Source organism: Sediminicola luteus (assembly GCF_002514735.1).
Lineage (GTDB): Bacteria > Bacteroidota > Bacteroidia > Flavobacteriales > Flavobacteriaceae > HQA918.
On sequence record NZ_NBWU01000001.1, the window covers coordinates 165,177 to 177,879 of the forward strand.

At 44.1% G+C, this 12,703-nt stretch carries 13 protein-coding genes; 11 read left to right on the forward strand and 2 right to left on the reverse strand.

Going from position 1 to position 12,703, the window contains the following annotated elements:
- Positions 1–5 precede the first annotated feature (5 nt).
- The 9 genes from B7P33_RS07545 (at position 6) to B7P33_RS07590 (ending at position 9,111) form a co-directional block, all read left to right on the forward strand.
- Positions 6–377: a response regulator transcription factor gene (locus tag B7P33_RS07545; protein ID WP_097441375.1), complete on the forward strand. Its 372-nt coding sequence runs from the start codon at positions 6–8 to the stop codon at positions 375–377.
- 146 nt (positions 378–523) lie between these two features.
- Positions 524–1,969, forward strand: a complete 1,446-nt coding sequence (gene miaB / locus B7P33_RS07550) for a tRNA (N6-isopentenyl adenosine(37)-C2)-methylthiotransferase MiaB (RefSeq protein WP_097441376.1) — start codon at positions 524–526, stop codon at positions 1,967–1,969.
- 17 nt (positions 1,970–1,986) lie between these two features.
- On the forward strand, positions 1,987–3,261 hold the full coding sequence (locus B7P33_RS07555; RefSeq protein ID WP_097441377.1) for a sigma-54 interaction domain-containing protein: 1,275 nt from the start codon (positions 1,987–1,989) through the stop codon (positions 3,259–3,261).
- Complete coding sequence (locus B7P33_RS07560; RefSeq protein ID WP_097441378.1) at positions 3,258–3,794, forward strand: LptE family protein; 537 nt, start codon at positions 3,258–3,260, stop codon at positions 3,792–3,794. The genes B7P33_RS07555 and B7P33_RS07560 overlap by 4 nt, the downstream gene beginning before the upstream one ends.
- A 22-nt stretch (positions 3,795–3,816) precedes the next feature.
- The gene (locus tag B7P33_RS07565) at positions 3,817–4,977 is read left to right on the forward strand and encodes a hypothetical protein (RefSeq protein WP_097441379.1); all 1,161 of its coding nucleotides are present in this window, start codon (positions 3,817–3,819) and stop codon (positions 4,975–4,977) included.
- A 5-nt stretch (positions 4,978–4,982) separates the two neighbouring features.
- Positions 4,983–5,339, forward strand: coding sequence for a preprotein translocase subunit SecG (gene secG, locus B7P33_RS07570; RefSeq protein WP_097441380.1), 357 nt, complete (start codon positions 4,983–4,985; stop codon positions 5,337–5,339).
- Positions 5,340–5,491: 152 nt separating this feature from the next.
- On the forward strand, positions 5,492–5,770 hold the full coding sequence (locus tag B7P33_RS07575) for a co-chaperone GroES (protein ID WP_097441381.1): 279 nt from the start codon (positions 5,492–5,494) through the stop codon (positions 5,768–5,770).
- Between the two features lie 81 nt (positions 5,771–5,851).
- Positions 5,852–7,489, forward strand: coding sequence for a chaperonin GroEL (groL, locus tag B7P33_RS07580; protein ID WP_097441382.1), 1,638 nt, complete (start codon positions 5,852–5,854; stop codon positions 7,487–7,489).
- 962 nt (positions 7,490–8,451) lie between these two features.
- Positions 8,452–9,111, forward strand: a complete 660-nt coding sequence (locus B7P33_RS07590; RefSeq protein ID WP_097441384.1) for a helix-turn-helix transcriptional regulator — start codon at positions 8,452–8,454, stop codon at positions 9,109–9,111.
- A 14-nt stretch (positions 9,112–9,125) separates the two neighbouring features.
- On the opposite strand, the gene B7P33_RS07595 is transcribed toward B7P33_RS07590, so the two are convergent.
- Positions 9,126–9,833: a heavy-metal-associated domain-containing protein gene (locus B7P33_RS07595; RefSeq protein ID WP_097442269.1), complete on the reverse strand. Its 708-nt coding sequence runs from the start codon at positions 9,831–9,833 to the stop codon at positions 9,126–9,128.
- A gap of 166 nt (positions 9,834–9,999) precedes the next feature.
- Positions 10,000–10,449: a heavy metal-binding domain-containing protein gene (locus B7P33_RS19585; protein WP_216359366.1), complete on the reverse strand. Its 450-nt coding sequence runs from the start codon at positions 10,447–10,449 to the stop codon at positions 10,000–10,002.
- A 106-nt stretch (positions 10,450–10,555) separates the two neighbouring features.
- Between B7P33_RS19585 and B7P33_RS07605 the strand changes: the two genes are divergently transcribed.
- Both B7P33_RS07605 and purH read left to right on the forward strand, forming a co-directional pair.
- Positions 10,556–11,005 (forward strand): GAF domain-containing protein, encoded by a 450-nt coding sequence (locus B7P33_RS07605; RefSeq protein ID WP_097441385.1) that lies wholly within the window; start codon positions 10,556–10,558, stop codon positions 11,003–11,005.
- A gap of 90 nt (positions 11,006–11,095) precedes the next feature.
- Positions 11,096–12,628: a bifunctional phosphoribosylaminoimidazolecarboxamide formyltransferase/IMP cyclohydrolase gene (gene purH, locus B7P33_RS07610; RefSeq protein ID WP_097441386.1), complete on the forward strand. Its 1,533-nt coding sequence runs from the start codon at positions 11,096–11,098 to the stop codon at positions 12,626–12,628.
- The last annotated feature ends 75 nt before the right edge of the window (positions 12,629–12,703 follow it).

Genomic DNA, 12,703 nt, shown 5'->3' on the forward strand with positions numbered 1-12,703 from the left:
ACCTAATGAAAAAAATCGTATTAATCGAGGACGAAAGCCTCACCGTAAAAATTCTGGAATTCCTTCTAAAAAAAGAGGGTTACGACATATCGGTGGCCAAAGACGGCAACCAGGGTATGGAACTCTATAAAGCAACCCGACCCGAATTGGTCATAACCGATATTATGCTTCCCTTCAAATCCGGATTGGAGATTACTGCTTATATCAAAGAACACGACCCGAACACTCCCGTGATCATACTCTCGGCCTTGGGCTCGGAAAAACAAACCTTGGAAAGCAGTAAACGTATAGGGGCCGATGCCATTATCGCCAAACCCTTTTCAAAATCGGAAGTTTTGGACAAGGTGCATTTTTTCACCCAAAATGCCCGGGCCTAATACCATTGTATTCACAACCAATACGAAAATCCTTCAACCGAACCGAAATCGGTCATATCTTTTTTAGCTAAAGTTTAAAACTGCCATATTGTCACTTTCTTGCTTTTAGTATTATCTTTGTGCCCCTAAAGGGAGAAGATATTAGCATGGAAAAGACAATGGACGAAAAGGCACAGGGCACCGCATTGGCCTTGAACGGACAAGAAGGTAACGCCCGCAAACTCTATATCGAGAGTTATGGTTGCCAAATGAATTTCTCCGATAGTGAGATCGTAGCCTCTATTCTGGCCAAGGAAGGTTTCAATACTACCCAAAACCTGGAAGATGCCGATCTGGTTTTGGTCAATACCTGTTCTATTCGAGAAAAAGCGGAACAGACCGTTCGTAAACGGCTCGAAAAATACAATGCCGTAAAAAAGATAAACCCGAACATGAAAGTCGGGGTGTTGGGCTGTATGGCCGAACGCCTGAAGAGTAAGTTCCTAGAGGAAGAAAAAATCGTAGATATGGTCGTTGGGCCCGACGCCTATAAAGACCTACCTAACCTGGTCAAGGAAATAGACGAAGGCCGTAATGCCGTTAACGTTATCCTCTCCAAAGAAGAAACCTATGGCGATATTGCCCCGGTTCGGATCAATTCGAATGGGGTAACCGCCTTTGTAAGCATTACGCGGGGCTGCGACAATATGTGTACTTTCTGTGTGGTACCCTTTACCCGGGGTCGCGAACGTAGTCGAGACCCACAGTCTATCTTAGACGAAATCAAAGACTTGGTCGATCGCGGTTTTAAAGAGGTTACCTTATTGGGGCAGAATGTAGACAGTTACTTATGGTACGGGGGCGGACTCAAAAAAGACTTTGAAAAGGCTTCGGAAATGCAAAAGGCCACTGCTGTAAATTTCGCCAAACTGTTGGATATGACAGCAACAACCTATCCGAAATTGCGTATCCGTTTCTCTACTTCGAACCCGCAAGACATGACCTTGGACGTTATAGACGCCATGGCCAAACATCGCAATATTTGCAAGTACATTCACCTGCCCATTCAAAGCGGAAGCAATAGGATACTCAAAGAGATGAACCGCCTGCACACGCGGGAAGAGTATTTTGAACTGATAGACAATATTCGTGAGCGTATTCCCGACTGTGCCATTTCACAAGATATTATTACCGGATTCCCCACAGAGACCGAGGCCGATCATAAAGACACCCTAAGTCTTATGGAATATGTGAAATACGACTTTGGTTTTATGTTCGCCTATTCCGAAAGACCAGGCACTTTGGCAGAACGTAAAATGGAAGACGACATTCCTGACGATATCAAAAAAAGACGCCTGACCGAGATTATTAACCTGCAACAAGAACACGCCCTCTACCGTACCCAACAATACGTAGGCAAGACCATGGAAGTGCTTATCGAAGGGCCATCGAAACGTTCCGATGCCCATTGGATGGGGCGTAACACCCAAAACACCGTAGTGGTCTTCCCTAAAGAAAACTACCAAGTCGGGGAATTTGTAAACGTAAGCGTTAGCGACTGCACGGCCGCTACTTTAATCGGTGAAGCCGTAAACCTAAGCGACAACAACTAAACCAACCCCTTTGTTACATGGAAAACGTACAAAGCATAAAGCAACGTTTCGAAATCATTGGAAACGACCCCAAACTGAACCGGGCTTTGGAAAAGGCCGTACAGGTGGCCCCTACCGATATTTCGGTTTTGGTTACTGGTGAAAGTGGGGTTGGTAAAGAATCGGTGCCTAAGATCATACATGCCCTTTCGCATCGTAAACATGCCAAATATATTGCGGTAAACTGTGGGGCCATTCCGGAAGGCACCATAGATTCTGAACTGTTCGGACACGAAAAAGGGGCTTTTACCGGAGCCACACAAACCCGTAGGGGTTATTTTGAGGTAGCCGATGGCGGCACCATTTTTTTGGATGAAGTTGGCGAGCTTCCGCTAACCACCCAAGTTCGTTTGTTACGGGTATTGGAAAACGGGGAATTTTTAAAAGTCGGCTCTTCCCAGACCCAAAAGACCAATGTTCGGATCGTTGCGGCGACAAACGTTCAGATGTTCGAGGCCATTAAAAATGGAAAATTCCGCGAAGACCTATACTACCGTTTAAGTACAGTGGAAATCAATTTACCCCCTTTGCGCGATCGGCATGGCGATATTCATTTGTTGTTCCGCAAATTTGCATCAGACTTTGGGCAGAAGTATAAAATGCCCACTATACGTCTACAAGACGATGCCGTACAACTACTGCAGCAATACCGTTGGCCCGGCAACATTAGGCAACTGCGTAATATTGCCGAACAAATATCGGTTTTGGAAAGCAACCGTTTGGTAAACGCCCAGACACTTTCGGGTTATTTACCCCAAGCCAGTAGCACTAACCTCCCCATGGTGGTAAACGCTCCGGAATCTAAAGACAGTGATTTTAGTAACGAAAGGGAAATACTGTACAAGGTGCTTTTTGATATGAAAGGCGACCTGAACGATTTAAAACAACTCACCCTAGAACTCCTTAAGAACAAAGACACCCAAAAGGTACAGGAAGAAAACCAAGGTCTGATCCAAAAAATCTACGGTTCAGAACCCGCTCCGACTCCCCAGGAAGAAGACAGTCCTGCACTTTTGGAACTGGCCGAGCCGGTAATAACCGAATATCCGCAAACGGTAAATACCTTAGCGGAAGACAAATACCATTTTGCCGAGGAAATACAAGAGGAAGAAACCCTATCTTTACAGAAAAAGGAGATTGAACTGATTAAAAAATCCTTGGAACGCAACCGTGGCAAACGCAAGGCCGCGGCCGAGGAATTGGGCATCTCCGAAAGAACACTATACCGAAAAATAAAGCAATACGACCTATGAGGCGACTCATCTTAACCAGTGGGGCCATGAGCCTTCTTTTTTTATTGGTTTCCTGTGGAGTTTATAACTTTACCGGGGGCGATGTAGGTTCGGCCAAAACCTATCGCGTGGATTTTTTCCAAAACTATGCCGCGCAAAGTCCAGGTTCTACGGTAGACCCAGGTCTGGATCGCGATTTTACCTTATCGCTTCAAGATCAAATATTAAACCAATCTACCTTATCCCTGGTACCGCCAGGTTCTCCGGCCGATTTAATCTATCAGGGTGAAATCACGGAATACCGGGTAAGTCCCATGACGGCCACAGCGGAACAGCAAGCTGCCCAAAACCGTTTAAAAATGTCAGTCAAAGTACGTTTTTTCAACAATACGCCTGAAGCTAAAGATGGTAAAAAGGATTTTGAACGTACCTTTTCCTTTTTCTATGATTTCCCTGCGGGCACGCAATTGGCCACTGTTCGAGACGAAGCACATCAGGCTATTTTTGAACGTATAAACCAAGATATTTTTAACGCCTCATTGGCCGATTGGTAAACCCAAAAGCACCCTAACCACTATGGAGGTATCGGTATTCACAAAACTCATTGAAAAACCAGAACAGGTAAACAGTCCGGTCTTGGTGCATCAGCTTGAGGATGTTTTAGCCGAATACCCCTATTTTCAAGCGGCCCGGGCCTTACATGTAAAAGGCCTTAAAAACCTCAATAGTTTTAAGTACAACGGGGCTCTGAAACGCTCGGCAGCCTATACCACGAACCGAGAGGTGCTCTTTCAACTGCTAACCTCAGATCGCTTTAAGGCCAACGAAACGGCCCAAACCATATCGGAACGTCATGTACCCTTGATGGAAAAAGAAGTGACGGCCGAAGAAATACTTCCGAATAAAGAAGTACGCGGTATTATTGAAACCGATTTGCCCCGAGAGCAGATTGCCCTTCCGCGCGATAAAAATGAAGCCGAACAAATATTGGATCCCGCCCTATTTGAGCAACAACAAGAAGATATCCAAGAAGAACCCAGTATCAATCAAGAGGCAGTAGCAGAAAAACCAACCCTAGCTTCCTCCAAAAAGAAAAAAAAGAAGAAGAAAAAGAAAAACGGTAAAGACAAGGCTGAAGCTTTATCAGAACAAAAGATCAAGGATACTCCTACCCCGATAGAGATTCTGCCGAGCATTGCCATATCCGACCCAAAAGAAGACGAACCAACCTTAGAAAAAAAAGAAGCGCCTTCAACCTATTCAACCCAAGTCAAACCACCAAAGGGCAACAAAAAAGGATCGCGACATTCTTTTGCCCAGTGGTTACAGCTTACCCAACAACCCGACGAAAGCATCGAACCCCCTAAGGAATCCGAAGAAGAGAAGGCCTCACCAGACCTACCAGCGGTTACCGAACCCAAGACCCCGCCTACCCCAATAGCGGAAGAGGCAGATAGCAAAAAGAAAAAGTTCGAACTGATCGACCGTTTTATAGAACAAAGCCCCAAGATCGTACCCCAAAAACAATTGGAGACCAAGGTAGACATCAAAGAATCGACCAAGCTCGATAAAAACGAACTGATGACCGTTACCTTGGCCAAGATCTATGTAGAGCAAAAGCGCTACAAAAAGGCCATTCAAGCCTATAAAATATTAAGTTTGAAATATCCCGAAAAAAGTGGTTTCTTTGCAGACCGAATTAACGAGGTGCGTGCACTTCAACAAGATAAAGATTAAATCAGATGAGTACTTTTTCCGTTTTTTTGATCCTAATCATCATCACTGCCCTTTTGTTGGTATTGGTGATCATGGTACAAAACCCTAAAGGAGGCGGATTGTCTTCTTCCTTCGGCGGCGGAGGTAACCAAGTAGTAGGTGGTGTTAAAAAGACCGGTGACTTTTTAGACAAAAGTACCTGGACGCTGGCTACACTATTGGTAGTTTTGATTTTACTATCGAACGTATCTTTAAAAGGTAATTTCGCTGGCGAGGAATCGAAATTATTGCAAGGTAATGAAATAGAGGCCAGCACTCCGGAAAGTATTCCCGAGCCTGCCACTAGCCCTGTACAAGACCAAAGTGCCGATACCATCCAATAAGTTTCGGTTCTGCATAATATTCGAATGCCAGTTTGTATGACAAGCTGGCATTTTTGTTTTACAATATGTCAGTTTTAATGCCATGGCATAATTTCTGCCTTCTTTGGGCAGATTTCAATAACATTAATTAAACCTAAAAATTTAGATTCAATATGGCTAGTATTAACTTTAAACCTTGGGCAGACAGGGTATTGATCGAACCTATGGCAGCCGAAACCACTACCGCCTCAGGTATCATTATCCCAGACACCGCTAAAGAGAAACCTCAAAAAGGTAAAGTAGTTGCCGTAGGACCAGGTACCAACGAAATAAGCATGACCGCCCAAGTTGGCGACACCGTACTTTACGGAAAATATGCCGGAACCGAATTGAAAATAGACGGAAAGGACTATTTGATCATGAAAGAAGGAGACGTACTAGGCAGTATGTAACCCAGCAAAACCAAAACACTAATAAAACTTTAGCACGCGTTAGCCCATAACGGCATACGCAAAGCACAAAATCTAATAAAAATGGCAAAAGACATCACTTTTGATATAGAAGCAAGAGACGGACTAAAGCGCGGGGTAGATGCCCTGGCCAATGCCGTTAAAGTTACCTTGGGCCCTAAAGGCCGTAACGTTATCATCTCTAAATCTTTCGGTGCCCCAACCGTAACCAAAGATGGGGTATCTGTAGCCAAGGAGATCGAATTGGAAAACGCCCTAGAGAACATGGGTGCCCAAATGGTTAAGGAAGTAGCTTCCAAAACCAACGATTTGGCCGGTGACGGTACCACTACCGCTACCGTATTGGCCCAAGCCATCGTTAAAGAAGGTTTGAAGAACGTAGCCGCCGGTGCCAACCCAATGGATTTAAAAAGAGGTATTGACAAGGCCGTCGATGCCATTGTTGAAGACCTGGCCAAACAAGCCAAAAAAGTAGGGGACTCTTCAGAGAAGATCAAGCAGGTTGCCGCCATCTCTGCCAACAACGATGAGACCATCGGGGATTTGATTGCCCAAGCCTTTGAAAAAGTAGGTAAAGAAGGAGTTATTACCGTTGAGGAAGCCAAAGGTACCGACACCTATGTAGACGTAGTTGAAGGTATGCAATTCGACCGCGGTTACCTATCGCCTTACTTCGTTACCGACTCAGAAAAAATGATCGCCGATCTAGAGAATCCGTATATTTTGTTGTTCGACAAGAAAATCTCTTCCATGAAAGATTTATTACCTGTATTGGAGCCCGTTGCCCAATCTGGTAAGCCTTTATTGATCATTGCCGAAGATGTAGATGGCGAGGCCTTGGCTACCTTGGTAGTTAACAAATTAAGAGGTTCACTTAAGATCGCCGCTGTTAAGGCTCCAGGTTTCGGAGACCGCAGAAAGGCTATGCTTGAAGATATCGCCATTCTTACCAATGGTACCGTAATCTCTGAAGAAAGAGGCTTTTCTTTAGAAAACGCTTCTGTTGAAATGTTAGGTACTTGTGAAAGGGTAACCATTGACAAAGACAATACCACTATCGTAAACGGTGCCGGTGATGCCAATAATATCGCTACCCGTGTAAACCAGATTAAGGCCCAAATCGAGTCTACCACTTCTGATTACGATCGTGAAAAACTTCAAGAGCGTTTGGCCAAATTGGCCGGTGGTGTTGCCGTATTGTACGTTGGTGCCGCTTCTGAAGTAGAAATGAAGGAAAAGAAAGACCGTGTAGACGATGCACTTCACGCTACCCGTGCCGCCGTTGAGGAAGGTATCGTAGCCGGTGGTGGTGTAGCTTTGGTCCGTGCCAAATCGGTACTAGACAAAACCAAAGTAGAAAATGCTGATGAAGAAACCGGACTTGCGATCGTAGCCCGCGCCATAGAGAGCCCGTTACGAACTATCGTTGAAAACGCCGGAGGCGAAGGATCAGTTGTAGTTTCTAAAGTATTGGAAGGTAAAAAAGATTTTGGTTACGATGCTAAATCTGAAGATTATGTAGACATGCTTAAGGCCGGTATTATCGACCCTAAGAAGGTAACCCGTGTTGCCTTGGAGAATGCCGCCTCTGTTGCCGGTATGATCCTAACTACCGAGTGTGCCCTTACGGATATCAAAGAAGACACTCCTGCTATGCCAGCCGCCCCAGGAATGGGAGGTGGTATGCCCGGAATGATGTAATATAGGAACTTGATTCCTTCTTAAAAGCCCTTGCCCAAAGCAGGGGCTTTTCTTTTAGCCATATTCGAAATAAAAAACCCCAAGGAAAACCCCGGGGTTCAATAACGGGCGGAGCATTCTAGAAAACCCCGCCCAAGCACGACCCTAGGACACCAACTACCCAAAGGTCGCTACAGCGATCACTGATACCTTTATTTTTTTTTGCACCTAATCAAAGCTCCCTATTTCTCGGTTCAAAATCTGCGACTCTGATTAGTTCCCTTTTTTTTAAACACCAAACAGTTAAAGCAGCGATAGCGAACTACCACTGCTTACACTAACACCAATATGGCTGTCCAAAAGCATAGGACTTGCCATAAATGACCTATGAAGTGCTACTCTTAAAAAAACATGAATCCATAGTGTCAATACCGTGCTTTATTGGGAGGAGCGACCGCTGTATGACCGTAGCACCTCCCGCTAAAGCAGGCCAACCATATTCCGTTCCATGCCAGTTTTTTGGTGTCCAAGCCAAGAAAAACCACCTATAACTGGCTGCTACCTAACACAAAAACTTGCCTACTTCATTAATTTTTAGTAACTTACATGTGCTGGAACCGAAAAAGGTTGAATCTTGAATACAAAGTAAACCTTCACTAGGGTTCTTTACTTGATGTTTTCCAAACAATGATTGACCAAAACCGTTAAAGCCCCCTTTTAGCATCACGGACAGCTGCATTGCTGTGGGTTCACCTAACCCAACAGTTTTGGCAATTAAAAAATCAAATAACAAGTGTTTTGAACTGGAAAAGACCCGTTTCCTTTGGGATGGGCCATTACCTGCATCTACGCATTTTCTATTCCCCCAGACGGGAACCGGGAAACTGAGAAAATATAACTTTCGTTGGCAAAGACCACATGCCTTACCCTTCATAAAAGACAAGACTAGCCAAACTTATGGTGCACAACAGGTCCATGGGAGAATGGCATTACAAGACTACTATCTCACCCTAAAAATATGCCCGGAATTCCTCGATCAGGTAAGTCGTGAAATTGCACTAACCATCCAAAGTAACCTAGAGGAAGATTTTATAAAGACACGTTTAAAACCAAGCATTGTCGGAATTGAACCCAACCTCTACCATACTTTCGAACTTATCTTCGATTCACAAGCTACCGGCAATTCAAGATTCGATTTTTTATGGGAACTGAAAATCAAGGAGTTTCTTTTCTATCTTATACAACTAGAAATAGATAGCAACAAAGAAGTGGGTACCGCATCCCACACACCCATATGGCTTTTGGAAATAGACAATTACCTGCACCGAAACTTCACCAAGAACATTCCGATGCAAAAACTTATCCGACGTTCAGGTTTAAACGAATCTTATTTTTACCAACGCTTTAAATCGTTCTTTGGCACCACGCCTTTGAGCTATATTACCAATCTTAGGATCAAAAAGGCCCAGTTCGATCTCTATAATACTAAAAAGACCATAAAGCAGATTGCTTATGACGCAGGTTTTAACAGTCTAGAACATTTTTACAGAAAATTCAAAGCCAATACCGGTGCCACCCCTTTGGAATTTCGCAGAAACCCAGAATTCAGGAGAATGGGCAGTCCTAACCTTTTTCTCCCATAGTCTAAGGCCTTATCTTAGAAAAGCATCCAAAAGGCCATAAGCAACATTATGGCATTTTCGATAAAAGTTGCCTCAGTCATAGGCAGTTTTAGGGCAGTTCCCAAACAAGCACATCGGATTTTCTTTTTATCGAGCAGGGTACGGGTTACCCCAAAGGTAGTCAAGCCTAAAATAAACACCGTAATCCAGAGTGCCGCCTGTACCTGAAAACGCATTAAGAACATAAGTCCTAAGGCTGTCTCAAGAAAGGGATAGACCCAACCATACAGCCGAAGCCTTTTGGCCAAGGGATCGTACATCGCGAAACTCTCGGGAAAACCTTTTAAATCCAAAAATTTAAAAAATGCGAATACGATATAAAAGAGCCCCATAAAATCCAACATGGCCTCACTTGTATCCCATGCGGTCCTATTCAGTAAAAAAGCCGTTGAAAACAGGTAAAAGAAAATCAGGAACAAAGGGCGTAGTTGCTTCCATTTGGAATCTTCCGGAACACCTCCTGCCACTTCATTTTTAATGGCATTTTTCAACAAAGTATATTTTGGGGCCAAAGCGTTTTGCAATAGCCCAAAATCCAACTGATCTTTATGATTAATGGTAACGGTCTTTTCTTTTAGGGCTACCTTAACGTTACCCTCACCCAAAAAACTTTCCAGTTTTTCAGTTACCGATGCCACACAACCCCCACAGGTCATGCCCTCTATCGTATATATGGTTTTCATTACATCTCTATTTACGGGTTTATTATAAAATAACATGCTAACATTAGGAAATACCTCTGCATATCAATTCAGCTTTAGTCGCAAAAAATGCCACTAACTTAAAAAACCAAACATAAAAAAAGCCTCCTTTTCAGGAAGCTTCTTTAGGTAATTTAACAGTACTATTTTAGGCGGTACATTTACACTTACCGTCTTCACACTTGCATTCGCCATCGGCCTTACATTGACAATCATCGGCATGGGCGGTAGCATCAATTTTATTGCCTTTATGATCATAACCGGGCGTACCACATTTGCATTTTTCCTTGCCACCACATTTACACTCCCCTTCGGCACATTGGCACATTTTTTCATGGCTTCCGCCATCTTTGGCATCCAGTAGGGCCAAATCCATTTTACAAACCGGACAAGAACCTTTCTCGGCATAGGCCTTGCCTTTCTCACAGTCCATAGGACACTGATACACCGCAGCCACTTCTTTTTCGGCTACCTGTTCTATTTCTGTTTCTTGTTCGGTGCTTTTTTCCGTCTTGGCCCCTTCTTTACAAGAGAAGAGAACTACCATACATAACAGGCCCAAAAACCCCCATTTACTCATTTTTTTCGTTATATCCATAACTTAGTTTGTTTAGTTGCGGTGCAAAAATCACACTTCCTCAAAAATACGGTATTCCAAAACCTTCAAAAAGTCCGATTGCGTATTTTTGCCCAAAAAAAGAATCATGCTACAATCCCTATACCCTAAAGTCGAAGGATTACTCACAACCAAAGGCACCCCAGAAGAAAAGATGCAGGCCATTTGCGATTTACTCCAAAAAGAAGTCACCTATTACGATTGGGTCGGATTTTATTTCAAAAACGGCAACAAAAGGGAGCTAAAACTTGGCCCATATGCCGGCGAACCTACCGATCATACCCTAATCCCATTTGGCAAGGGTATTTGTGGCCAAGTAGCCGAGAGTAACCAAAACTTCGTGGTACCCGACGTACAGGCCCAAGACAATTATATAGCCTGTAGCATTAACGTAAAGTCGGAAATCGTAATCCCATTGTTCAAGAATGGGGAAAATATCGGGCAAATCGATATAGATTCCAATACCCCGGACCCCTTTACCGAAGCCGATGAACGTTTCTTGGAATTCGTAAACGAAAAAGTTTCGCAGATCCTTTAAAACTTTTGGTTTTTGTTGATAAACTACCCACACAAGGCCCGGTAAAAGCCCTACTTTTGTGGTTTCTCATTTTCAAAAACCACCGTTACAATGGACACTACAAAAAGGGCCCAATCCGCCTTGATTTCGGTCTTTCATAAAGAAGGACTGGCACCTATAGTTAAAAAGTTACACGAGCTTGGGGTAACCCTCTACTCTACCGGGGGCACCGAAAAATTCATTGCAGAACAAGGTATACCCGTAGTGGCCGTAGAAGATGTAACCTCTTACCCCTCTATTTTGGGAGGTAGGGTAAAAACACTACACCCAAAAATCTTTGGAGGTATCTTGAATCGGGCCGACCACGAAGGAGATCAAGCCCAACTGGCCGAATTCGACATACCACAATTGGATATCGTAATCGTAGACCTGTATCCGTTCGAAAAAACGGTGGCCAGCGGTGCTTCTGAACAAGACATCATCGAAAAAATCGATATCGGAGGTATTTCATTAATCCGTGCCGCTGCCAAAAATTTCAAAGACACCCTTTGTGTTTCCTCCATGGAAGAATATGGCGAGCTTTTGGAGATTTTGGAAGCAGCTAATGGCAATACCACACTTGAAGAACGCCAACGTTTTGCCTCTCGTGCCTTTCAAACCTCATCGCATTACGACACGGCCATTTTCAATTACTTTAACCGCAACGGCCAACAAGCCGCCTTAAAACTGAGCGAACCGAACGGAAAAGTATTACGCTATGGTGAAAACCCGCATCAAGAAGGACGCTTTTTTGGTGATTTCGATGCCATGTTCGAAAAGTTACATGGTAAAGAACTCTCGTACAACAACCTTTTGGATGTAGATGCAGCGGTTAACCTGATCAATGAATTCAAAGGAGACAAACCCACCTTTGCCATATTAAAGCATAACAATGCCTGTGGCTTGGCCAGTAGGGACACCATAAAGCAAGCCTATGTAGATGCCTTGGCCGGCGATCCGGTTTCGGCCTTTGGCGGCATACTGATCGCCAATACCGAAATAGATGCCGAAACGGCCGATGAGATTCACCAGTTATTCTGCGAAGTGGTTATCGCCCCATCGTTTAGCGATGCCGCCTTGGATATTCTAAAAGGTAAAAAGAACCGTATTCTTTTAATCCAAAAAGAAATCGAACTCCCTAACGCACAAGTGCGCTCTTGTTTAAATGGGTATTTGGTACAAGATCGCGATGCCAAGACCGATAGCCAGGAAGATTTAAACTGTGTTACCGAACAATCCCTTACCCAAGAACAAATCGACGATTTGTTGTTCGCGGCCAAAATTTGCAAACACACCAAGAGTAATACCATTGTTCTGGCCAAGGGGCAACAATTGTGTGCCAGTGGCACGGGGCAAACCTCTAGGGTAGATGCCCTAAACCAAGCCATACACAAGGCAGGATCGTTCAAATTCGACCTCAACGGGGCCGTTATGGCCAGCGACGCCTTTTTTCCGTTCCCTGACTGTGTAGAGATTGCCGACAAGGCCGGTATCAATGCCGTAATACAACCCGGCGGATCTATAAAAGATCAATTGAGTATCGACTACTGTAATGCCAACGGTATGGCCATGGCTATGACCGGCACACGCCACTTTAAGCATTAATCGAATTGTTAATTTCGACCAAGGGCCTTCCGTTTCGGAGGGCCTTATTTTTTAGGTAGCAATCGACGAACTACA